This is a genomic window from Candidatus Bathyarchaeia archaeon, from assembly GCA_035283685.1.
In the GTDB taxonomy this organism is placed as follows: domain Archaea; phylum Thermoproteota; class Bathyarchaeia; order Bathyarchaeales; family Bathyarchaeaceae; genus DATETJ01.
The window spans coordinates 58597-80837 of the sequence record DATETJ010000008.1 but is presented as its reverse complement, the minus strand read 5'-3'; the positions used below and the strand labels follow the sequence as shown (position 1 = coordinate 80837).

At 47.5% G+C, this 22241-nt stretch carries 27 protein-coding genes and 1 pseudogene; 13 read left to right on the top strand and 15 right to left on the bottom strand.

The annotated features are described in order from the left end of the window. Positions 1–304: 304 nt before the first annotated feature. The 8 genes from ftsY to VJ249_06355 all read right to left on the bottom strand — a co-directional run bounded on the left by ftsY (position 305) and on the right by VJ249_06355 (position 4065). Positions 305–1210 (bottom strand): signal recognition particle-docking protein FtsY, encoded by a 906-nt coding sequence (gene ftsY / locus VJ249_06390; GenBank protein ID HKZ94188.1) that lies wholly within the window; start codon positions 1208–1210, stop codon positions 305–307. Next, positions 1182–1649: a prefoldin subunit alpha gene (gene pfdA / locus VJ249_06385; protein ID HKZ94187.1), complete on the bottom strand. Its 468-nt coding sequence runs from the start codon at positions 1647–1649 to the stop codon at positions 1182–1184. Before pfdA ends, ftsY begins: the two co-directional genes overlap by 29 nt. Then, a complete protein-coding gene (rpl18a, locus tag VJ249_06380; protein ID HKZ94186.1) occupies positions 1639–1890 on the bottom strand; it encodes a 50S ribosomal protein L18Ae in 252 nt (83 codons plus the stop codon). The genes pfdA and rpl18a overlap by 11 nt, the downstream gene beginning before the upstream one ends. Then, positions 1887–2567, bottom strand: a complete 681-nt coding sequence (locus VJ249_06375) for a translation initiation factor IF-6 (protein HKZ94185.1) — start codon at positions 2565–2567, stop codon at positions 1887–1889. The genes rpl18a and VJ249_06375 overlap by 4 nt, the downstream gene beginning before the upstream one ends. Before the next feature lie 2 nt (positions 2568–2569). Further along, positions 2570–2863, bottom strand: a complete 294-nt coding sequence (locus VJ249_06370) for a 50S ribosomal protein L31e (GenBank protein ID HKZ94184.1) — start codon at positions 2861–2863, stop codon at positions 2570–2572. Between the two features lie 215 nt (positions 2864–3078). Further along, positions 3079–3234 (bottom strand): 50S ribosomal protein L39e, encoded by a 156-nt coding sequence (locus VJ249_06365; protein HKZ94183.1) that lies wholly within the window; start codon positions 3232–3234, stop codon positions 3079–3081. A 7-nt stretch (positions 3235–3241) separates the two neighbouring features. Then, the gene (locus VJ249_06360) at positions 3242–3586 is read right to left on the bottom strand and encodes a DNA-binding protein (GenBank protein HKZ94182.1); all 345 of its coding nucleotides are present in this window, start codon (positions 3584–3586) and stop codon (positions 3242–3244) included. A gap of 20 nt (positions 3587–3606) precedes the next feature. Continuing rightward, positions 3607–4065, bottom strand: a complete 459-nt coding sequence (locus tag VJ249_06355) for a 30S ribosomal protein S19e (GenBank protein HKZ94181.1) — start codon at positions 4063–4065, stop codon at positions 3607–3609. A gap of 514 nt (positions 4066–4579) precedes the next feature. On the opposite strand from VJ249_06355, the gene VJ249_06350 reads away from it, so the two are divergent. From VJ249_06350 to VJ249_06335, 4 genes are read left to right on the top strand one after another with little or no spacing between them, the layout of a single operon-like run. Then, positions 4580–5623, top strand: coding sequence for a BMP family ABC transporter substrate-binding protein (locus VJ249_06350; protein HKZ94180.1), 1044 nt, complete (start codon positions 4580–4582; stop codon positions 5621–5623). 38 nt (positions 5624–5661) lie between these two features. After that, positions 5662–7176, top strand: coding sequence for an ABC transporter ATP-binding protein (locus VJ249_06345; protein HKZ94179.1), 1515 nt, complete (start codon positions 5662–5664; stop codon positions 7174–7176). After that, a complete protein-coding gene (locus VJ249_06340; protein HKZ94178.1) occupies positions 7160–8275 on the top strand; it encodes an ABC transporter permease in 1116 nt (371 codons plus the stop codon). The genes VJ249_06345 and VJ249_06340 overlap by 17 nt, the downstream gene beginning before the upstream one ends. Then, positions 8260–9186, top strand: coding sequence for an ABC transporter permease (locus VJ249_06335; GenBank protein HKZ94177.1), 927 nt, complete (start codon positions 8260–8262; stop codon positions 9184–9186). Before VJ249_06340 ends, VJ249_06335 begins: the two co-directional genes overlap by 16 nt. Here VJ249_06335 and VJ249_06330 read toward each other — a convergent pair. From VJ249_06330 to VJ249_06315, 4 genes are all read right to left on the bottom strand, one after another. Then, positions 9171–9935, bottom strand: a complete 765-nt coding sequence (locus tag VJ249_06330; protein HKZ94176.1) for a nucleoside phosphorylase — start codon at positions 9933–9935, stop codon at positions 9171–9173. The two genes, VJ249_06335 and VJ249_06330, sit on opposite strands and share 16 nt — an antisense overlap. Before the next feature lie 129 nt (positions 9936–10064). Beyond that, complete coding sequence (locus tag VJ249_06325) at positions 10065–10640, bottom strand: YdeI/OmpD-associated family protein (protein HKZ94175.1); 576 nt, start codon at positions 10638–10640, stop codon at positions 10065–10067. Positions 10641–10693: 53 nt separating this feature from the next. Further along, positions 10694–11110, bottom strand: coding sequence for a CBS domain-containing protein (locus VJ249_06320; protein ID HKZ94174.1), 417 nt, complete (start codon positions 11108–11110; stop codon positions 10694–10696). 74 nt (positions 11111–11184) lie between these two features. Next, a complete protein-coding gene (locus VJ249_06315) occupies positions 11185–12465 on the bottom strand; it encodes an alkaline phosphatase family protein (GenBank protein HKZ94173.1) in 1281 nt (426 codons plus the stop codon). A gap of 223 nt (positions 12466–12688) precedes the next feature. Here VJ249_06315 and VJ249_06310 point away from each other — a divergent pair, with 223 nt between their 5' ends. Beyond that, complete coding sequence (locus tag VJ249_06310) at positions 12689–13966, top strand: glycosyltransferase family 4 protein (GenBank protein HKZ94172.1); 1278 nt, start codon at positions 12689–12691, stop codon at positions 13964–13966. 33 nt (positions 13967–13999) lie between these two features. Here VJ249_06310 and VJ249_06305 read toward each other — a convergent pair whose 3' ends face one another. Next, positions 14000–14446 (bottom strand): Lrp/AsnC family transcriptional regulator, encoded by a 447-nt coding sequence (locus VJ249_06305; GenBank protein ID HKZ94171.1) that lies wholly within the window; start codon positions 14444–14446, stop codon positions 14000–14002. Between the two features lie 268 nt (positions 14447–14714). Here VJ249_06305 and VJ249_06300 point away from each other — a divergent pair, with 268 nt between their 5' ends. The 4 genes from VJ249_06300 to menA all read left to right on the top strand — a co-directional run bounded on the left by VJ249_06300 (position 14715) and on the right by menA (position 18912). Beyond that, positions 14715–15410, top strand: a complete 696-nt coding sequence (locus VJ249_06300) for a helix-turn-helix domain-containing protein (protein ID HKZ94170.1) — start codon at positions 14715–14717, stop codon at positions 15408–15410. A gap of 139 nt (positions 15411–15549) precedes the next feature. Beyond that, positions 15550–16785 carry a pyridoxamine 5'-phosphate oxidase family protein gene (locus tag VJ249_06295; GenBank protein HKZ94169.1) on the top strand — a complete coding sequence of 412 codons (1236 nt, stop codon included), beginning with the start codon at positions 15550–15552 and terminating at the stop codon, positions 16783–16785. A gap of 7 nt (positions 16786–16792) precedes the next feature. Next, positions 16793–17284 (top strand): pyridoxamine 5'-phosphate oxidase family protein, encoded by a 492-nt coding sequence (locus tag VJ249_06290; protein HKZ94168.1) that lies wholly within the window; start codon positions 16793–16795, stop codon positions 17282–17284. A 95-nt stretch (positions 17285–17379) separates the two neighbouring features. Then, positions 17380–18912 (top strand): 1,4-dihydroxy-2-naphthoate octaprenyltransferase, encoded by a 1533-nt coding sequence (gene menA, locus VJ249_06285; GenBank protein HKZ94167.1) that lies wholly within the window; start codon positions 17380–17382, stop codon positions 18910–18912. 12 nt (positions 18913–18924) lie between these two features. Here menA and VJ249_06280 read toward each other — a convergent pair whose 3' ends face one another. Further along, the gene (locus tag VJ249_06280; GenBank protein ID HKZ94166.1) at positions 18925–19800 is read right to left on the bottom strand and encodes a heme o synthase; all 876 of its coding nucleotides are present in this window, start codon (positions 19798–19800) and stop codon (positions 18925–18927) included. A 173-nt stretch (positions 19801–19973) separates the two neighbouring features. On the opposite strand from VJ249_06280, the gene VJ249_06275 reads away from it, so the two are divergent. From VJ249_06275 to VJ249_06265, 3 genes are all read left to right on the top strand, one after another. Continuing rightward, entirely contained in the window at positions 19974–20108 is a 135-nt protein-coding gene (locus VJ249_06275; protein ID HKZ94165.1) for a V-type ATP synthase subunit F, read from the top strand. A gap of 138 nt (positions 20109–20246) precedes the next feature. Then, a complete protein-coding gene (locus VJ249_06270) occupies positions 20247–20777 on the top strand; it encodes a 4Fe-4S dicluster domain-containing protein (protein ID HKZ94164.1) in 531 nt (176 codons plus the stop codon). A gap of 34 nt (positions 20778–20811) precedes the next feature. After that, on the top strand, positions 20812–21663 hold the full coding sequence (locus VJ249_06265) for a CoB--CoM heterodisulfide reductase iron-sulfur subunit B family protein (GenBank protein ID HKZ94163.1): 852 nt from the start codon (positions 20812–20814) through the stop codon (positions 21661–21663). A gap of 168 nt (positions 21664–21831) precedes the next feature. Here the strand turns inward: VJ249_06265 and VJ249_06260 are convergent, their stop codons facing one another. Next, positions 21832–22065, bottom strand: a complete 234-nt coding sequence (locus VJ249_06260; protein ID HKZ94162.1) for a hypothetical protein — start codon at positions 22063–22065, stop codon at positions 21832–21834. On the opposite strand from VJ249_06260, the pseudogene VJ249_06255 reads away from it, so the two are divergent. Next, positions 22021–22236, top strand: a pseudogene (locus VJ249_06255) (proton-conducting transporter membrane subunit). The gene VJ249_06260 and the pseudogene VJ249_06255 sit on opposite strands and share 45 nt — an antisense overlap. Positions 22237–22241: the final 5 nt, after the last annotated feature.

Below are 22241 nucleotides of genomic sequence, written 5' to 3'. Positions count from 1 at the left end.
TACTCGGAGAAGCCTCCTAAGAACAGGGAAGCAAACTCGACATCACATCAGCAGAAGAAGGCGTAAGGGGTCAGTTGTCTTCTTCTTCTGAAATCTCTTTTCCCTCAGAGCACAGTCAACATGTTCAATCGTCACGCATGCCAACATAGAACGTCACGCTAACCAACATAGAAGCGCACCCAAAAACCGCAAAAACAGACCCCGAAACACCATATAGAAACGGAAACAGAGCTCAGAACGCAAACAGAAACTCAAAACTTCACTCCTAAAAATTTTTTTCTGCACTCAACGTACATCTATCAGTTTACTTGAGTATCATATCCGTGAAGCGTTCAGGCTTAAACTCCTCCAAATCATCATACCGTTGACCCGTACCAATGAACAAAACAGGCTTCTTAGTCACATAGGTTACACTAAGCGCTGACCCACCCTTAACATCCGCATCCGTCTTAGTCAAAATAGTAGCATCAATACCCACACTCTTATGAAACTCCTCAGCCTGCATAACAGCGTCATTACCCGTCAACGAATCAACCGTAAGCACAGTCAAATCAGGCTTAACCACACGCTTAACCTTACCCAACTCCGCCATCAAATTCCGATCAGTCTGAATCCGCCCCGCCGTATCAATCAAAACCACATTAATCCCATGAGCCCGAGCATGACTAATCGCATCAAAAGCCACCGCAGCCGGATCACTGCCATACCCATGCTTAATCATACGCACACCCAACCGGCGAGCATGCTCCTCCAACTGCTCAATCGAACCAGCCCGATAAGTATCCGCACAAGCCAAAACCACACTAAACCCACGCCTCATCAAAAGCTTAGCCACTTTCGCAATACTCGTAGTCTTACCCGTGCCATTAATACCGACAAAAACAACAACAAAAGGCTCCTTCAACCCACGCTTCCTCTCAGCCAACTCCAGAAAGTCGATCTTCTCGCTCGGAGTCAAAATCCCAAGCAACACAGACCGCAGGTTATCCCTAACCACCTGTTTCCTGTCCTCAAGCCTCTTAACCTGCACACCATCCAACCGCTTCTCCATTTCAGCCCCTAAATGATCCGCAACCGAAAAAGCCACATCATTCTCGATAAGCTCTAACTTGAAATCCTGCAAAACAGGACGAATCTGCTCAGCCTTCAGCTGGGTTGTAGCAACCTTCTCAACTAACCCTTTAAGGCCGGCTCTCAGTTTCTGGAACACTTGCCCTTCTCCCAGCCTGACTCAGTCTGACAGACAAATCCTGAAGCTTCTCCCTATTCTCTTGAATCCTGCCCACAACCTGCATGAACTGCTGCTGAATAGCAGTCCGGCTCTTCTCCAACTCAGCTATCCGACTCTGAAGCGTCTGCTTAGCCTCAGCAACCGTACGCTCAATAGACACTCCAGCACCCGTGCCCACAACAACCTTGTCATTGCTCTCCAACTTCGCCTTGATGAAAGAACCTCCACCGATGGGGACAAACAGAGGCGCTTCGGATGATTCGTTCTCAACGCCTTCCAACGTCATTCTCGCAATATTCAACTCGGTCAAAGCAGCATTAACCAAGTTAAGCCTCGCCTGCAACGTCTCAGCAGTCCCCTCCAAAATCTGAAGCTCAACCGACAGCGACCTGAAAGCTTCCCTATCACTACTGGACACTTTCATTTTCTCCCAAAATCAACTTTCTAACACTTGCGTCCGTAACTTCCTCAGCACTGATCTCTTCAACCTTCAACACTTTGATATGAACTCGTTTAGCTCTGTGTTTGCTACCAATTTCCATGTAAACTCTTTCAACCGCTTCTTCAGGCTTCAAGGCACGAATCTCTTTTCGAAAATCCGTCTTGTAATTTGGCTTCGTGATCTTGCCCACAACCCGGAACACTTTAACTTCACTCATTCCACTTTCACCACGTCCAACGCTTGACCAATAATAAAGAGCTCTGGGCCAGTTGTCCCAAATCCCGCAACTGCGCCATGACTGTTCGCTATTAGTCCAGTGCCCACATACGGGATTCCACAATTGATCGTGCCCAAATCGATCGGCACCTTCAACACTTCCTTTAGTCGCCTTTGTTCTTCTTCTTTCAGCAACGGATGCGCGAGCACGCCCTTATTTGTTACGGTTGCCAACGAGCCAACGTAGGGCAGACCTGCAATCTCACCGGAAACAACTTCGACGCCAAATGCATCAGAAATGTTCGCCAAATCCACTTCCTTCAACCTAGGGTCAGCTATGGCGCCTTTATCGTTTGCCAGCACCATGTTACCGTAAGCAGTTCGCTTAGTCTCCATTACTGTAACATTAACCTCGGGCACCGTCGACCTTATGGCGTCTACCTCCTTGTCGTCAACATAATGCGGAAGCACTACGCCGTTTGAATTGGCACTTGCCAAAGCACCTATCAAAGCAGACTTGCCGATCGTAGTCCTGATAACCTTGGTCTTGAGGCATTCCTCGAGTCGACTGGCTTTAGTTTTAGAAACGAGAGGTGGCACGATGGTCATTTTCTCGGTTGTGAGCGAGTATACTCCTATGCTTGCGCTGCCAAACAAACCTATCAGGTCAATGGCCACAGTTAATCTCCTTCAGCCAAATAAAGCGTAACCACGCCTTCTTTGTCTTTGACAGCTCGCACTCGGATGTTTCTAGGCGGTTTCTCAATGCCGCGGCTCCACAGTTTCTCGTTCACTTCGTTGCTGATGACTAACCGCCCTTCTTCTTCCTCTTCTTCAGCCTTAACTCCAGTTTCAACTTTCATGTGACGTTGGATAAAACTTCTGACTATGCGTATGGCTCTTGGCGCCCGTTTTTTTCTTGGAGAAATCCAAGCTCGGCGCAGAGGGATCGTGTAGATTCTTTCTTCAACGATTTCCTCTTCCTCGGGCGTCTTTTCGCGTTTTTCTTTCTTTTCTTTTTCCTCTTCTTCGGGAGCTAGAGCTTCAGGCTCTTCTTCCTCGGCTTCTTCAGCTTTGGGTTCCTCTTTCTTTTCTTCTGCTTCAGTTTCTTCCGTGGGCTGTGCTTCTTCGACTAATTCTTCTTCAACGCCTTCTTCAGGCTTTTCAGCTTCTTCTGTTGGCTGTTCATCTACGGCTTTATCTTCGACCGTGTCCAATGCCCCCTTTTCGGGTTGGTTCGCACTCTACCTCGAGTCTTAGCCATGACCCATGTTGGAACCGCTTTTCTCTGCTTCCCAACTTTAGCTAATCGACGTTTTTTGGCTGTTGGCTTGTTTCGTGCCATGGTTTCTTTATCGCCTTGTTATTTTGATTTCTCGTCGTTGCCCTTGCAATCGTACGAGTATCTCTTTTAGCTGTTCATCTGTGATTGGTGTTTTCACTCTTCCGCCTTGTGCTAGCTGAATGAGTTGTAGTTCCAACGCGTTGGCGAATTCGGGCTTCACCATTTTGAGGTTGGTTAGGCGTTGTCGAGCTTCGGGCGTTAATATGCGTCGGATTATGGCTTGCTTTTGCATTTCCAGCTGTTGTTGGGCTCGTGTTTGCTGTTGTTCTTGGCCTAGTCTTTGCTGTAGCTCTTGCATTCGGCGTCGGCGTATGTCTTCGAGCTCTGGCTCCTCGATTTCGTCTTCGCTCAATGACTTTTTTCATCCGTTTGTTAGGGGTATTTCTTGAGTTCTGGTTGGGTTTTTTCCAGTTGCTCTTTTATGTCGGCTGCGAGTTTGTCTAGTGTTCGTCTGCCTTGGCTGGTTATGGTTCTTCCTTTGTTTTTTGTGGTTTCGATTAGGCCTGCTGTTTCGAGTTGTTGTAGGATTTTTCTGATGTTGGCTCCGCTGCCTTTTCTGACGTGTTCTCTGATGGAGCCTTTTCTGTGGCGTCCGCCGTAGTCGGCGCGTAGTTGTTCAATGCCTACTGGTCCGTGTATGTATGTTTTGCGTAGGATGGATGCGGCTCGGGTGAACCACCAGTCTGGGTCTTCTGGTTGTCGGCTTGTGTGGCTGCTGGTTTTGGCTGTGGTTGTCCATGGTTGGGGGGTGACTTGGTCTATGTTGTCTTTTATGTATTTGGCTAGGTGTTGTATGTAGAGTGGCGCTGGTATGTCGTAGGGTGTGGGCAAATTGTTTTTTGGCTCCGGTTTTGGGTATGTTTCGCTGTGTTATTGCAATGGGCGTCTTATAAAAGTTATTTGGGCTAGGCTGAGAGAGGGCTAGTATGAGTGCAGAAAAAAATTTTGCGGTGAAAGTTCCAGTTTTCTGTTTGCGTTTCGGGTTCTGTTGCTGGTTTTGTATGGTGTTTCTGGCGCTGTTTACTCGTGTTTTAGCGTGACGTTCAATGTTGGCATGCGTGACGTTTCATGTTGCCAAGCGTGACGTTTGCGCATGTTGACGAGCTCTGCGGAAAGAGAAATTTCAAAAGAAGAAGGGGGCAATTCCCTTTAGCCTTCTTCTACAATGTGAAGCGTGCTTTGCGGCTGAAGGTTGTGTGGGCGTCGTCGTCAGACTGTTCCTAGTGACATCATCATCCAGATCGCTGGAAACCCATGATCTGATGCTTCGACGTGGTTTGTGAAAGGCTTAAAACGGGAAACGCAGCATACAACCATACTCTCGTACGCGAGTGTGGAGGACAAAATGATGAACAAGAAGGGTATATCAACCGCAATGGCCGCGGGGATAATCGTAATCGTGCTGGTAGTGGCGGCGGTAGCAGTCTACGTCGTCACTAGACCACCAGTTACACCTGCGCCAAAAGTGGGTTTGGTTTTGGCTACAGGCGGATTGGGCGACCAGTCGTTCAACGACATTTCCTATGCAGGCGTGCAAAAGGCAAAAGATGAGTTGGGAATAGAGTTTGACTACGTGGAACCAACGGCAATTGCTCAGTATGAGGGCTTTCTGAGAGATTTTGCCAAGACTGGCCAATATGTGATCATCGTTAGCATAGGCTTTGATCAGGCTGATGCTTTGACCAAAGTTGCAGGTGAGTACCCAAGTCAAAACTTCACCATCGTAGACATGGTTGTAGACAAGTCAAATGTAGCTTCGCTCTTGTTCAAAGCAAACGAGGGTTCCTACTTGGTCGGGGTAACTGCTGGAATGAAGACTAGGACCGGAAAAGTTGGTTTTGTCGGAGGCATGGACATACCTCTCATCAGAGACTTCTTCAAGGGATATGAAGCCGGGGCGAAGTGGGCAAACTCCAGCGTTGAAGTAGTAGCGCCTGTATTCGTCGGTGAATGGGCTAACCCAACCAAAGGAAAGGAACTAGCCATCGGACTGATTGACCTAGGAGTTGACGCAATCTTCGTTGCAGCAGGCAAAAGCGGCTTAGGCGCCTTGGAAGCAATACATGAAAGAAATATTCTGGGGATTGGAGTCGATGCCGATCAGTGCTATCTTTATCCAGAAATAAAAGCTAGTATGACCAAGAGAGTCGATGTTGCAGTGTTTGAGATGATCAAGGCAGCTGTCGAAAAGAAATTCCAAGGCGGCGTCAAAAGCGGAGGACTAAAGGAACAATGGGTCGGAGCCTGCAGACTACCTGAAGAACAAAGCTTCTGGGAAGCAAAATTCGGGTTCACACACCCAACTCTTGAAGCAACAGTGATAAACAAGATGGACGAGGCCAGAGACAAAATCATCGCTGGCGAGATCACGGTGCCGAGCGCCTTCTGATAGAAAGGTTAAATCCCCGCTTCCTTTTTTTGATACGTGTGCCACCAGCCATTGAAATGCACGGCATAACCAAGTCTTTCCCAGGCGTATTAGCGAACGACAAGATAGACTTCACTGTGGAAAAAGGCGAAATCCACGGATTACTCGGAGAAAACGGAGCGGGCAAAACGGTTCTGATGAACATTCTATACGGACTATACAAACCAGATGAAGGAAAAATCCTCGTCGACGGAAAAGACGTCGATATCGACAGCCCGCGCACAGCGCTAAAACTGGGCATAGGCATGGTCCATCAACATTTCATGGTTGTGCCCAGCCTCACAGTAACAGAGAACATCATCTTGGGAAGAGAGCCAACAAAGAACAGAATATTACTGGACACGAAGAAAGCACTCGACGATGTCAAGGAATTCTGCGACCGCTATAAGCTAGAGGTTGACTTGAAGGCGCCAACACACGCGTTACCTGTAGGCGTGCAACAAAGAGTTGAGATACTCAAAGCTTTGTACAGAGGCGCCGATGTGCTTGTTCTGGATGAGCCGACTTCGGTGCTGATACCTCAGGAAGTGCAGGAACTTTTCAAAGCAATCTCGGCGTTGAAAAACCAAGGCAAGACAGTCATTTTTATCTCGCATAAACTTCAAGAGGTTCTGGCGATTTGCGACCGGGTTACAGTTCTGAGAAGAGGCAGAGTCGTAGGAACCGTTAGGGCGGATGCCACCAATCTGGGCGAACTGGCCAGAATGATGGTAGGACGAGAAGTTGTTTTCAAGTTTGACAAGGAACAGCCTCCGACCAGAAAAGCTGTACTCAAAGTTGAAAACCTTCAAGCTGTTGATGACCGAGGTCTCCCCGCGTTGAGGGGCATAGACTTCGATGTTTACGCATGTGAAATCCTGGGAATCGCGGGAGTCGAAGGCAACGGACAAACCGAACTGGTTGAGACACTGGCTGGGCTCAGAAAAGCCATAGCAGGGAAAATACTAATGGACGAAATCGACATCACCGAGGCATCTCCGGGCAAAAGGATAGAGCTGGGAACTTCCTACGTGCCCGAAGATCGACAGAAGAGAGGCTTGATCATGGGCTTCTCAGTGATGGAGAACCTGATGCTAGGAAGCCACGACAAACCGCCTTTTGCAACCAGCTTCGTAATCAACATTGAAGAAGCCTCAACTTACGCAAAAAGACTGATCGAGGAATTCTCCATAAAAACGCCCGATAAGGACACTCTGGCTCAGCATTTGTCAGGCGGAACCCAACAGAGAGTAGTCTTGGCAAGAGAGTTCAGTAGGAACCCGAAACTGATTATTGCTTCTCAGCCAACTCGCGGCTTGGACATTGGCGCAACCGAATACGTCCGCGGCAAACTTGTAGACATGCGCAATAAAGGGTGCGCGGTTTTACTGATTTCGGCTGACCTAGACGAAATATGGGCTTTGAGCGATAGAATCGCAGTGATATACGAAGGTCGAATAGTAGCTTTTAAAGACCCTGAAAAAGCAAGCGAATCCGAACTAGGACTCCTAATGGCCGGTGGCAAGCCTGACTGATCGGAAGAACAAGCTGAATCTGCAGGCGAGAAGACTATTTCAGAGACTACTGACTGAGTTGAGGGCGAATGTGCCCAAGCTACTGCCCCAGATGATTGCTATCCTATTGGCGTTTGTGGTTGGGGCGATCACTCTGCTGTTGACAGGGTACAATCCTCTCGAAGCATATGCAGCAATGTTAGTAGGCGCATTCGGCGACACCTTCGGAATCGGACAAACGTTCACACAGGCGACGCCAATTATCTTCACTGCGCTGGCATTCCTCTTTGCGTATAAATGCGGCCTCTTTAACATAGGAGCTGAAGGCCAATTTCTAGTTGGAGCCTTTTTCGCAGCACTAATCGGTATATCCTTCAACGGACTGCCTTTCTTCATTCACATACCCTTAGCATTGATTGCAGGAGCACTAGGCGGTGCAATGTGGGGCTTCGTCCCAGCCGTCCTGAAAGCAAGGCTTGGAGCACACGAGGTTATCACAACAATGATGCTAAGCTACGTGGCCTTGTACATAACTGGTTACATGGTTAACTACCCGTTCAAAGCGCCCGGGTGGGTGGCTCAAACCATACTAATTTCACCATCTGCTGAGCTCCCGCGAATTCTTCCGCCAACTCAGCTTTCTCTCTCAATTGTCTTAGCTGTGCTGTTGGCTGGGGCAACACATTACACGCTTTGCCGGACCACAATTGGCTATGAAGTGAGGGCAATAGGGCTAAACCCGAGCGCCGCCGAAAGCGGCGGCATTCGGATAAAGAAAGGCATCATTCTGGCATTGATCGTAAGCGGGGCAATGGCTGGACTTGGCGGGGCAGGCGAAGTGCTGGGCGTTCACAAACGATTCATAGAAGGCTTCTCTCCCGGCTACGGCTGGGACGGGTTAGCTGTGGCTCTAGTCGGCGGCCTTAACCCAGCTGGCATCGTACTCGCATCAGTGCTGTTTGGAGCATTAAGAAGCGGCGGCATGACAATGACCCGAACAATGCATGTTCCTCTTGACATTGTATCCATTCTTCAAGCGTTAGTCATCCTATTCGTAGCCGCGCCAATGCTGATAAAATACCTTCTGAAAAGAGGCGGAGTAAAATGGTTGAGCTCATAGACCTAATCAACGTGGGATTGTTTGCCGCAACACTCAGAATGGCAACTCCCATAGCCTACGGAGCACTCGGCGGCATATTCTCCGAAAGAGCAGGCGTCGTCAACATAGGATTAGAAGGCATGATGCTAACAGGAGCCTTCACAGGCGTCGCCGTAAGCCACTTCTTAGGTAGCCCTTGGCTCGGAGTCCTCGCAGCCATACTAGCCGGCGGCCTACTAGGGCTTCTTCATGGAGTTATAACCGTGAAATTCGCAGGCGACCAGATCGTGAGTGGCACGGGAATAAACATCTTTGCGTTGGGATTCACCGCTTACATGAGTCAGATCATATGGGGCTCAAGAGGCGCATCAGATAGCGTGCAAGGGCTACCAGTGATATCTATTCCGCTTTTGAAAGACGTGCCTGTCATCGGAGCCATACTCGGAGTCCACACGCCCCTAGTCTACTTATTGCTCATCATAACCGTTGTCTCCTACATTGTCTTGTTCAAAACTCCATTAGGGTTGAGGATAAGAGCGGTTGGAGAGCGCCCTGACGCCGCAGACACAGCTGGAATAAACGTCTACAAAACAAAATACCTTTGCCTCATAATAAGCGGAATGTTGGCTGGACTAGGCGGAGCATTTCTGTCATTAGGTCACCTGAGTCTTTTTGCGTGGGGAATGACTGGCGGACGAGGCTTCATAGCGTTGGCAGCCATGATCTTCGGAAAGTGGATGCCTTTCGGCGCTTTTGGAGCCAGTGTCATGTTCGGTTTTGCAGACGCGTTACAGATGAGGCTTCAGGCTCTGGGCTTGCTTCCACCACAAATCATCCTGACCATACCATACATACTTACCGTAGCTGTCCTAGCTGGCATAGTTGGGAAAGCAGTTCCACCGAGCAACTACAAACCTTACGTTAAAGGATGACGGTCAAGCAGTTTTACAGCTTCAATGGTGATTTTGATTTCGTCTTCAATGGCTTTCTGAACCCGATCATCATGTTCTCCGCACTTTTGCCCGGGCTCAAACTCGCCTTTCTTAATCCCTTTTGAGATGTTGCAGTCCACTGCCAGAATGGACCCAGACTTCAGTCGCTTCATCCCTGTCAGTGTGAAAATAACTGAGGACTCCATCTCAACCGACAACACGTTTCCAACAACAAACTGCTTTGTAGCTTCCGAGTCGTCACAGTAGAAAGCATCTGAACTCAAGACAATGCCCGCATGAACCTTTCTCCTGAATTTCCCAGCTGCCTGAATCAAAGCTGAAGTTACATCAAAACTCGCCACCGCCGGGTACTCAACCGGCATAAACGCTTTGCTGGCACCATCAGCGCGTACAGCCGCGGTTGCGATGACAATGTCTCCCATGTTTATGTTTTGCTGAAGAGAGCCTGTGGTGCCAACTCTAATCAAAGTCTCGGCGCCTATTTTGGTTAGTTCCTCAACCACGATGGCTGCAGACGGACATCCGATTCCAGTTGAACAAGCCGAGATTCCTATTCCATCCACTTTCCCTGAGTACGTCACAAAACCTCGGTAATCTGCAACTTTGTGTGCCTCATCGAAAAACGTGGCGATTTTCTCCACTCTCTTAGGATCTCCCGGAAGCAAAACATACTTCTCAACGTCTCCAACTCCGCACATTATGTGAGGCTGTATCCTCTTCTTCATCATGATTCCTCTGGGCTTCTGTGCCTTGGGTCATAAATTGAGGGCACTTGCTATATACTTATTTCTTCAACAGCTGTAGGCTTCTGTTTCCTCTTTTTGCCTCGGCTCATGAACCTGCGTGAACCGCAGCTTCTACTTCAACCCGAGCTTCTCATTTTTCTCAAGAACTTCGACAAGCTCTGCAAGGCGTCGCTTGCGTGTCTCCTCCTTCTTAGCGCTGTCAACCCATCTAACATACTGTTTCTTGTACGACGGTGCCAGCGTATTGAAGTTGCTCCGCGCTTTCCCATTTGATTTCAATGCATTCTTAATGTATTCGGGAAGCACAAGATTGTTCTCGATTTGCTGCTTTTTGAGCCATTCCCCACTATCCTTTGCTTGATTGACCAGCGCTAGCCCAGCCTCTGCCATCCTTCCTTCAGCTATCATTTTCTCAGCTCTTCTCTTGTTCAGCTCTGACCATTTGCTGCTAGGCTTACGAGGCGTGAATTTTCGAGCAAATTTCTCGTCGTTTATCTTTTTGACGATGCTGTCAATCCAGCCGAAACATAAGGCTTCTTCAACCGCATCATCATAAGACATGCTGGGCTTGCCAGTGTGTCTCTTGTAGAAAACTAGCCAAACCTCTTTATAGATGCGGTGATTGGTCTTAAGCCCTCTGCGCCAATCGTTTCTATTAGTTATCTGCAATTCTTGGGTCTTTTTCACAGATTACGCAACTCAGGCGTATGCCATCGTGCTTGCACTCGGTCACGCTAGACTCATTTTTTCAGCAGTTCGTCCAATAGCTTAGTGAGTTTCGGCGCTTCACGCATCAGATCGCTACTGGTTATGATGCCTACGAGTTCGTTGTTTCGGGTCACAATTAGCTTCTTAATGCGCTTCTTAGCCATTAAACGGGCGGCTTCATCTATGCTGATGTCCTCATTAATCGCCACAACAGGTGTTGTCATCACCTCTCTAGCGGTGACAGCGTCAGGTGGAATTCGAGCTTGAACCAGCTTCGAGATTATGTCTTTATGTGTGACAATGCCGATCGGACGTTTTTCTTCGACCACAATGATGCTGCTGATGTCAAACTTGTTCATCGTTGCGACTACTTCTTGAACGCTTGTGTCTCGTCTGACGACCCGCGGCTCTTTAGTCATTACATCTCGAACCATAATCAATCCAGCCAAAACAAATCAAGTCTCCTTCAAACAAACTGAACACATAAAAGATCAGCACAGCTTTAAGTCTTTTCAGAAAACGATTAACGTGATTTCAGCAAATGCATTAGCATTGGCATAAGTTGGGTTCCATGTTTAATCAACCCTAGACTTCCCTTCTTGCACTCTTTTTCTGAGAACTTTGTTGCTTCGTCACCTTTGACTCTGTCTCCTGCAATCAACACTGGAACCGGATCATCACTGTGATTCTTCAACCTGCAGGGTGTAGCATGGTCAGATGTTACGCACACGACATGTTTTCCCAAGTCAATTCTAGGCAGAAGTCTCCCAAAGAAATACTTGTCAATCGTTTCTATGAGTCGAATCTTAAGTTTGAAGTTGCCATCGTGCCCCGGCTCGTCCGGTCCCTTGATGTGAATGTAGAAACAGTCGTATCGAGGTAGAATCTCAAGCAGCGTTTTGACTCGGATGAGGCTGTCCTCCTTAAGGTCTTTCGAGGGCGGTGGCAAATCAACCATACGCATGCCCGCGAGCTCAGCGATGCCTCTTTCCACTGGCATATCTGCCAAACAGGCGAAGCGCACCCGGAAGCGCTGGTTAATGTTGAAAAAATTTGGCAAGATGTGTCCTGCGTCACGGGTCAATATCAGATTCGCCTTCAATTTGCCTTCTGCAGCACGCCTTTTATTGATTCGATGACTTTCCAAGACTCTATGAGATTTTTCCGTGAATTCGTTGATTAACGTTGCCGCGGCATTGGCTTCCTCGTCTTTATCTGTGGGTTTACATTTCTTCAGAATCATCTCAGCGTCTGGTGCAGCGACACCCAGTCCTTCAACTCGAACGTAAGCAGGGTCGGTGTTCGCAATCTTGCTCGAAAGCGGTCTTCCCCTTCGTTTCATCACCAACACCGCTCGATGCCCAACTGTGCTCTTGAACTCAAAAGCGGCTGGGTAAGACTTCAATTTCACCTTGCTGTTGACTGCTTCGCTTAGCGCAAGCGCCTCTTTCGACGTCAAGTTTCTGCCAGCCCGACGGTCAACTATCCTCTTATTGCGTCCAAGCGTGGCGAAGTTGCAGCGCAAAGCCAAGTCGCCATCCTTCATGGATAAACCTGCGCCTATCGCCTCCAGAACGCCTCTGCCAGTTGAAAACTTGAACGGGTCGTAGCCCAAAATTGAGATCACGCCGACGTCACTCTCGGGAGCTACGCCCCTGCCAACCGTATACATCAACCCTGTTTTTCCATTCCAAGCAAGGCGGTCCAAATTCGGCGTGTCAGCAACACCAAGGGGTGTTTCGTTTCTCAATTCGGGAATTGGCAAGTCACCTAAACCGTCAATAACCACGTAGATCAACTTCAAGCTGCTGGCGCTCCGACGATTATATCAAAGCCGAATTGAAATAAGAATTGCTGAACAAAAAGAGCAACCGCTGGGCATGATGTTGTCGAATGGATACCCTGCGCATCTAGACTTCATTATCTACTCTCGCAAGGCAAATACTTCCATACGTCGTCCATCCCCCAAGAGTCAAGATTCACAATAGTTAAATTGCATTGGAGTTCAATGACAAATTGGTGTCTGCTTGCGCATCGGATTCTTCGTATGGGAGTTTCCGCCTATCATAGTAGGCGGGTTGGGCACGTACGCCGAATATATCACGAGAGAATACATTGAGCTTGGACACGACGTCACGGTTTTCACACTTAATCCGGGCAACCTCACCACGCGAGAAGTATACAAAGGTGTCGAAGTGCATCGCCCATTAACCGCTGATGCTAGCAACGTGTTTCCAGTTTTTGTCACCGAAGACCTGCGCAGATGGGGCACAAACATCAAGTTCTTCAACGATATTTTCCTGTACAACATTCTCAGCTCAACCAAATTCATCAACGGGCTTATTGGAAAAGAAGAGTACAAATTCGATGTGGTCTGCGTGCACGACTGGTTGAGCAGCATTGCAGGCAACATCATCAAAAACGAAACCAAGCTTCCAGTGGTCTTTCACGTTCACAGCACTGAACGGGGAAGAAGCGGCGACGTAGGATCAGAAGTAGTCACACACCTAGAAAACCAGATGGCTGAAAGAGCCGACCACATCATCACCGTAAGCGAAGTCATGCGAGAAGACCTCGTGCGCCACGGCTGGCAAGCATCAAAAATCAGCGCCGTCTGGAACGGCGTTGACCCAGACAAATACGACCCGTCCACCGTGGAGCCTGAAGAGATCGAGAAAGTGAGACAGCGCCTCGGCGTGGCTAAAGATGACAACATGATACTCTTCATAGGCAGGTTAACATGGGTTAAAGGCGTCAGAAACTTGGTGCAGGCCCTGCCCTCAGTCGTGAAGGATAACCCAAAAACGAAGTTGGTTATTCTAGGCAAGGGTGAAGAGCAGAAAGACGTTATTGAGCTTTCGCAGCGACTCGGCGTGGAAAAAAACGTAGTCTGCCGCTTTGAGTTCGTCCCTGAACCAGAAAGAATAACGTGTTACGCAGCTGCTGACGCATGCATTTTTCCTTCAACATACGAACCCTTCGGCATAGTCAGCCTTGAAGCCATGTCCCTAGCTAAACCAGTCGTAGTCGGCGCCAACGGTGTCGTAGGCTTCAAAGAGCAAGTTGTGTCAGGCGGACCTGACCAAAATGGCTTGCATGTAAACGGAAATGACCCCGCAGACATTGCATGGGGGCTCAAGGAAGTGTTGAAGGATCCCGCCCGCGCCAAGCAGTGGGGCGAAAACGGCCGCAAAAGAGTGCTGCAGTATTTCACGTGGAGAAAAGCGGCTGAACAGACACTGCGTATTTACGAGTCGCTTCAACCAAAGCATGATATCCAGAGAATCAAGAATACAGTGAGCTGAAGGAATTTCGTAACGAAGAACCACTGAACTCTGCTAGGGAATTACTCTCGGTCTTTTTATCGTCTCGAGTGAAATGCAAGTGTGTATGCCGACAATTCCCGGTATTCCCCGGATTTTTGCAATGAAAGCGTTGAGTCCTTTCATATCTCCAAAAGTGGCTTTCAAGAACACGCCGCATCTTCCACTCAAATTGTAGGATTCGATGACTTCGTCGAAATCAACTACCTTGGTGATTATTTCATCGGCATGTTTGAGACTCGGGTAAACAGTTATGAAAGCCGTGATTGTTCGTCCCAAGGTTGATTCGTTGACGTCTATTGTGAAGCGCTCAATGACCTCTTTTTCCTTGAGCCTAACCACACGTTTGCGAGCGGTTGACTCTTCGATGCCCAGTTTCTGCCCAAGTTGCCTATACGAAATTCTGCTGTCTTCCTCAAGTATCTTGAGAATTCGCTGATCTATTTCGTCGATTTTCAGCATTTGAATCAGACACCTCCCGACTCTTCCAGTTCATCATTTAAGGTGAAACTTCTTAAAATTATCTTATAAATTTTTCCTTTTTCGGGAAACCAATTTCCCATTTAACCATAATTCAAACAAATCTGCTCATCGATTTTCCTAGCTGAATCCGCCAGCTGGCACACGGCAAAAAAGCTGAAGTATATACTATAATTACCAAAATATTATTAGAAACGCTATAAAAATAATAAATATTGACTGCGTGAAAAATAAGAGGAACGAACAGGAATTGATTGAAGCCGAAGCCTACCGCGCCTTATCGAGCAGGTCACGCCTAGACATACTCCGACTGCTCTATAGAGACTCGTTGAGCGTGGATCAGATAGCAGAAAAACTCGGCCTCCAACCAATCACCGTAAGACATCACCTACAGTCTCTAGTGGAATCAGACTTCGTAGAAGCCATTGAGGAAAGAGCGGGAACCGTTGGCAGACCCAAAATCTACTACAAGCTAGTAAAGGAACCACCGCTTGTCAGTTATCCAAGACGAGGCTATATGATGCTTAACAGCTTTCTGGTAAGCACTTTACGATCCACGCTTGGAGAAAACCAGGTCAAGAAAATCCTTAGAAAAGCCGGCCTTGACATGGGAGAAAACACGGCAAAACGATTGGAAATGGAATACGAAGTAAAAGACTGGACGCCTAAAATATTCGAAAATTTCTTCGTCAAAGATTATCTTGAAAAAATGGGCGCAGAACCAGAAATCGTCGAAGTAACTGACAAAAAAATCATCTACCGGATGCACAATTGTCTATTCTTTGAAATGGCTGTTAAAACGCCCGAGATCATGTGCGACGTTCTTCACGAAAGTTTCCATGAAGGATTAACCAAAACCTTGAGCAAAGACCTCAAGATAACTCATCAGACATGCATGGCAAGAGGCAAGCCCTACTGCGAACTCTTGGTTGAATGGCAAAAGTAGGAAAAAATGCGCAGACCGTTGTCCAGCTAGACTGGGACTCTGCATCCCATCTATTTCGATAGTTAGATTAATTTCTAAACCCTGAGTTCCATGCACGAAGATAAAGTATATTTGATGTCCTAAATATAGAATAAAATCAATGCAGCTCATCAGTACAACGCAGCCAAAAAAATGGGTTTTCGAAATAATCTTGGAGAGACTGCCTCCATTCAAATGGTTTCCACGAGGATACAACGTCGCTATACAACTGCTGCTTATGGAAATAATTGGCATATCAGTAGCCACATTCTTCGCCCTTCCTTTAAGGTCAATGGTTTTCGGCACTTCGGCAATACTGGCAGTATGGATCTGGAGCCTATTAGCCATCCGCATGGGTCCAACCGTTAGAAAATTGGAAGCGCCTTCGGCACAGTTGGAAAGAGACGTAATCGACAACTACAGACGATCGTTGTTCGACTCACGCCGAGAACTTAGCTTAGGCCTTGTCATCCTGCTAAGTCTCGCTCTGTACCTCTTTCTGGAACGCAGACTGATGGTCTACTGGTTTGACGGCAACCTCTCCCCAATCCTAGTTGCCCTGACAGCCATCTTGCTCTGGGACATATCTTACCGCCTCGGCTTAGGCTTGTGGTCTGCCGTTCTCGCTTTCAGACGTTCAGTCAGCCTCACGCAGGTTTCGCGCATGAGAACCAAAATGCGGTACACTGCCTATAAGGAACTGAAAACTCTGAAACGACTCGACCTTATCAATCTGTCTTTTGGCGCGGTTACCCTGCTGTTCTATCCTCTTACAAGCACCAACCCTGTGTTTTTCGTTGCTTTGCTGATGTATTCTGCAAGCATTTCCTTCTTCTCAGCCATATCATACTTCACTATCGACCGCATCCCAGGGTATCCTCAAGAAATAATCTGGCTTCTAAACGAAGGCAAATTCGGTTACGTGGGCACATCTGACCAACAGATGACTCCGCACTTGACTCCTGTCATTTTTGTTTTTGATGGTCGTAGGGCCTTTTTCGTAGTTTCAAAAATCTCTAAGAAGCTTCGTAACATGAAAGAGAACGCGAAGATTGCTTTCCTTGTAGACATGCGTGACCCAAACAACTTGTACAATAATCGCGCCGTTTTACTGATGGGCAGAGCTAAAGTCTACAAAGTCTCAGACGCGATTCTACGGTTTTCAAGTCTCCTTAGAATTAGAAGGCTGTTTCGTCTGAAGTACCCTGAGTACGTGGGAAAATACGAGGCGGAGCAGGAGCATCTGCCTCTGGCTTGGAGAACCACAGTTTTCGTCAGCCGAATGTTGGTTGAAATCCAAGTCGAAAGAATGTTGTACTGGAGAGAAGCCCAGCCCATCGGGTTGCCGTTGAGGTGAAAAGCAATTGACAACTCAAGAGTTGCCCGTGGAAATAACTCAGATCTTGAGGGATACACATTTCGCCTATTTCTGCACTACGGACAGGAACAATCAACCGCATATAACGCCAATGTTTTTCGTATTTGATGAAGAAAGCAGGGAAGCCTTTGTCTTCACCCATTCAGGATCCAAGAAGATAGAGAACATCAAGTTTAATCCAAAGGTGTGTCTGACAGTTGATGTAAGAGACCCTGACAACCCGTTTGAAAATCGCGGCGTCATGGTGCAAGGCGAAGCTGTAGTTGAGGCGGCGTTTCACCCCTTTGGGATCAGCCAAGATGAAAGATTGGCTAGGATCTTCAGAAGTTTTTACCAAAAGTATCCTGTAATTCGCGAGATGCAGTTTTCAGCTCAATATGCACAGAAGGAATCAACCGAGGTTTTGATCAAGGTGAAAGCGCGCAAGATGGTTTATTGGAAAGGGCCACACTTCATCACTGTCAACGTTAACCACTGAATGTGGCTGGTCTTGTTGTTTCGTGGTTAATCGAAAACCTATTTAGCCTATACTATATTTTCAAGTATGAGAATGCCTCGTAGGTGACCTCCGAGTTGCAGCAATCTCACACCAAAGAAGAAATCCTATCTGTATTGAACAACATTGACTGCGCCGTTGTAGCCACAGCTTCTGGCGTTGATATACGCTCTAGGATGATGCATTACTGGAGCGATGAAAACTTGAACGTCTATTTAGCCACAATGAAGGGTGACCCAAAGACTCTGCAGATAACTCATAATCCCTCGATTTCCTTATTGATCTCGAAGCGTACCGGCGGCGTTAACGACTCGAGCGAAGTTGAAGTCACAGGACGCGCATTCCTTGTCAAGGAGGGTGATGAGAAGAATCGGGCTTTCAAGTCTTTGGCTGAAAAATCGCCAGTTGTCAAGTACTTAAACGACACCGGGAATTTGGGTGTGCTGGACTGTGTAAAAGTTGTTCCCACCGTTGTGAAGTATCGTGTTTTCAATGAGATTGTGCAGGGGCTTCCCCCTACGGTGTTAGAGTTTGCGCAAAATAGAGTTGCGGAAAGCGAGTTTCCCAAGCTTGGACATAAGCTAAAGCTTTGGGGACTTGAGCTCAGAGGGGCTTTTTTCACTGCAACAATTGTTTCGATTCTCTTAGGGACATCAATTGCATGGGTAAGGAACGGCGCGTTTGACTTTACCTTTTTCCTGTTGACACTTTTGGGAGGACTTTGTCTTCACGCCGGCACCAATGTCATAAACGATTATTTTGACTACACGAGCGGCAACGACGAAGTAAACCGAGAGTTTGTGAGACCGTTCAGCGGAGGCAGCAGGATGATTCAGTTGGGACTCATGACGCCGCTTGAAGTGTTGTCTGAAGCTTTGCTTTTGTATGCTCTTGGCATTTCAATCGGTCTCTACTTGACGTGGACAGTTGGACCTGTCGTGTTGCTCTTAGGACTGATAGGTTTGATTTCAGGGTTTTTCTACGTGGCTCCTCATGTCAACTGGGCTGGCAGAGGAGTTGGAGAGCTCCTGATCGGACTGAACTTTGGAATGTTGCTGACTGCGGGGTCTTTTTATGTCCAGACTCGAATATTGGCAACTGAACCTTTGATTGCTTCAATTCCTGTCTCGCTGCTCATCGCTGCCGTTGTGTACATTAACGAGTTTCCCGACTACGCAGCTGACAAAGCTGTTGGCAAGAACACACTGGTGGTTCGGCTAGGTAGAGGCAAAGCGGCTTACGGATACGCGGCTATAATGCTAGGAACTTATGTGGTCGTAGCCATAGGGGTTCTTATCAGAATACTGCCAGTTTACACCTTGCTTGGGCTTGCCACACTACCTCTGGCGTTGAAGGCAATTAGATATGCGCTCAAACATCATTCAAGTTCCTTTGAATTGATTCCTGCTAATGTTTCAACCATAATCTGTCATCTTTCTACAGGTTTGCTTCTGTCTCTAGGGTACTTGGTTGAAGGGTTTGGAACCGAGAACCTTGCATATGCTATTCTTATAGGCGCTGTTTATGCGCTCTTTACAGTAAACGCGTACAAGGGCATGGAACGACAAAAGAACATTTTCCTAGGACTAAAAAAGACAATGCAAACCTAAAGCGCGGTTCGCTCAGTACCGCAAGACAACGTCTATCATCATTGCGAGAAAAATAACGGCTAAGTATGGACTGGAGAATTTGAATACAAACCATGCCGCTCTTCGTGTAGGTTTGAAGAATAGCCAAAGGTTGATTGCAGTTGTTACCGTTCCCAGAGAAAGTGCGACCAGCAAGTAGAACGATTGGAAAACCCCCATAAAGAAAAGTGCCAGCGAAAGAATCACCAAGAGCATAGATGTTGCCACAATAAATCTGATAGCCACTTTTTCCTCAACAATCGCGGGCAGCATTGGCACGTTGACTTTTTGGTAGTCTTCTTTGAACCTTAAGGCTAGGCTCCAAATGTGATTTGGCGTCCAAACAATCACGATAGCAGCCATCAAAACTGCCATAAGGTTGATGCTATTGGTTGTGTAGGCCCAGCCGTATATGACGGGCAAGCCTCCGCTAATTCCGCCCAGAATTATGTTCAACGGGTCTCTCCTCTTGAGCAGAAGGCTGTAGACCACAACATTGTCAAGAACCCCTAACGCAACGGCGATGAAAGACAGATAGTTCCGTAGACCAGCCACAAGAAGAGACACCATAATGAGAAATATGCCAAGATAGAGGGCTTTCTTAGGCGGATCGATCTTTCGAGAAGGCAAAGGTCTCTTTTTTGTTCTGACCATGATTGAGTCTATGTCTCTGTCGATGTAAGAGGTGACAGCGTTGCAGCCGGCGCACCCTGCGGCTATACCGATTAGCGCAAGAGCCCACGCTTCGTACGGCAATGCAGTAGAACTTGAAGCCGCAGCCACAGCCATCGCAACTGCAGAGGTGAACACGAGCAGGAGGACAATTCTAGGTTTTGCCACTTCAACGTAGCTTCGCAGTGAGCTAAGCAACTTGGAACCGGCTCAAAAGAAGACAACCTCTGGGCAACATAAAAAATGAGCGGTTGACTGAAAATCATGCAATATTTCCAATTTTTTTGAATCCTATCATCTTTAAATATCCCTCGTTTTTATATTACTTCACGCCAAATTACAGCTCCATGATTTCAAAGAGGGCAGCTACCTTGGACATGGTAATGGTTGGGGACAAGTACCTTCTGAGTGGCTTTCGTCTTATCGGAGTCGAAACTATTGAGGCAGACGACGAGGCAGCAGCAAAGAAAGTGGAAGAATTAGTTTACGAAGGAACAAACGACTGAAGCGACAAAAACCGCTTGAATTCTTGACAACAGAAGGACACAAAAGAATCGCAGTGCACCACGGCTTGAAAATTATTAGAAAAATAAGATTTATTATTCACTTCACCTCATTCATATCCTCTATCAAGGCGAGCAACCATGGCACAAACAACAGCAACAACGGAAACGAGGAAGAATGCTCAACCATCAAGGCTGGACCCATCATTCAAGAATGAAGTCTTGAGGGAACACGACGCCGAAACATTAAAGACATGTTTTCAGTGCGGAACCTGCACATCAAGCTGCCCAACCGCACGCTTCAGTAGCACATATCGACCAAGAACAGTGCTGCGCATGACACAGTTGGGTCTGAGGCAGAGAGTTTTGTCAAGTCCCACGCTGTGGCTCTGCACCGCCTGCTTCGCGTGCACCGACCGATGCCCTCAAGGCGTCGAAGTTGCAAACGTTTTGCGTGTTCTCAGAAATCTGGCGGTTAAGAGCGGAGAGGTTCCAGTGATTTACAGAGAACTCGCCAACAACATCAATGAGACAGGCTACGCCTACAAGATTCCTGAAATCAAACACAAGAAACGCGAAGAGACGGGTTTGCCGCCCTTGCCCAAACCAAAAAAGGCTGATGTTGCCAAACTGATTGAACTCACGCACGGTTCAAAACTCTTAAAGAGGTAGGGCTCAGCTGGCACAGTTAAAATATGCTTTCTTCTTGGGCTGCACCATCCCCTACCGAGAAGCAAGCTACGAGATTTCTGCCCGTAAGGTCTTTGACAAACTAGAGGTAGAACTGGTCGAAATGCCTGACGCAAACTGCTGCGGTCTCCCAGTTGACCCAGCAAACCACGAAATGACGCTTGCGCTGTCAGCACGAAACCTGTGCCTAGCCGAACAACAAAACCTAAACGTAATCACGCTGTGCACTGGATGCGCCACAACCCTGCGAAAAACAAACAAACTGTTGAAAACAGACAAGAAAATGAGGGACGAAATCAACGGAATCCTGAAGCAGATTGGCATGGAGTTCAAGGGCACCATTGAAGTAAAACACATGGTTCAAGCCTTAAAAGAAGACATCGGATACGAAAGAATAAAAAACACGGTTCAAAAACCGCTCACCTGGATGAAGGTTGCCGAACACGCGGGATGCCACCTTCTCCGACCAGTCAAATATATGGGCTGGGACAACCCAGAAGACCCGCAGACATTGAAGGATTTGATAAAATTAACCGGTGCCAAATGCTTAGACTACATGGACGAAGCCGAGTGCTGCGGCTACACCGTTATAGCCGTAGACGACAAAGTTTCCCTTCAACTCACACGAGAAAAGCTAAGCCACGTGAAGGCAGTAGGCGCAGAGGCTTTGATAACAGTTTGCCCATCATGCCACCTTATGTTCGATGTCAATCAGTCGCGGATTGAGCGAGCCTTTAATGAAACCTACAACCTTCCAGTGCTGCACTACACGCAGTTGCTAGGCTTGGCTATGGGCATGAGCCCAGACGAACTAGCCATAAAAGAACTCAGAGTCGACCCATCCAAAATTCTGCAAGCAGCTCAGTAAACCCTTCCTCGTTCAAGACTTCCATGATCAGAAGCGTCTTTGCCCTCTACTGTGCTTATTATAACAATCATTAAACTCTAGCGGACAAAGCTCGTGTTGGAAGTGGATAATTTTGGTTCAACCTTGTTGCTGAGGACAGTGGAAGGCTAAGGAAGGGATTTGAAGAACTCATCCTGCTAAAATGTTTAACACTAAACCCAAGATCTTGTCTCTCGAGTTTGGAACGGTTTTGACAGTTTCTTTACTCTTTTCAGTTAGCGCATAGACCTTTTTCTTGTGGATTTCCTCACTCTCTATTAGTTCATTTTTCTCCAAAACATCCAAGATAGAGTGCATGCTTTCTGGCTCGACTGTCACATGAAACTTGTTCTGCACATACCCAGCAACATCATAGTCGTCCACGACGTCGCTTACGCTGGGTTAGAGGAGCAAGCTCAGTGGCTAGTGCTCTTCGTCGCCCTTTCAATTGTTACCATGACGTTTGGAAACGTAGCCGCATTAATTCAGAAAAACGTCCAACGTATGATGGGTTACAGCAGCATCGCCCATGTAGGCTACATTCTTGTCGGCTTCGCGGC

What these genes read in the sequence shown, in the direction of transcription:
- rpl18a (HKZ94186.1), bottom strand. Translation starts at nt 1,890, where the DNA reads ATGAGTGAAGTTAAAGTGTTCCGGGTTGTGGGCAAGATCACGAAGCCA.
- VJ249_06365 (HKZ94183.1), bottom strand. Translation starts at nt 3,234, where the DNA reads ATGGCACGAAACAAGCCAACAGCCAAAAAACGTCGATTAGCTAAAGTT.
- VJ249_06350 (HKZ94180.1), top strand. Translation starts at nt 4,580, where the DNA reads ATGATGAACAAGAAGGGTATATCAACCGCAATGGCCGCGGGGATAATC.
- VJ249_06335 (HKZ94177.1), top strand. Translation starts at nt 8,260, where the DNA reads ATGGTTGAGCTCATAGACCTAATCAACGTGGGATTGTTTGCCGCAACA.
- VJ249_06330 (HKZ94176.1), bottom strand. Translation starts at nt 9,935, where the DNA reads ATGATGAAGAAGAGGATACAGCCTCACATAATGTGCGGAGTTGGAGAC.
- VJ249_06305 (HKZ94171.1), bottom strand. Translation starts at nt 14,446, where the DNA reads ATGCTGAAAATCGACGAAATAGATCAGCGAATTCTCAAGATACTTGAG.
- VJ249_06295 (HKZ94169.1), top strand. Translation starts at nt 15,550, where the DNA reads ATGCAGCTCATCAGTACAACGCAGCCAAAAAAATGGGTTTTCGAAATA.
- VJ249_06270 (HKZ94164.1), top strand. Translation starts at nt 20,247, where the DNA reads ATGGCACAAACAACAGCAACAACGGAAACGAGGAAGAATGCTCAACCA.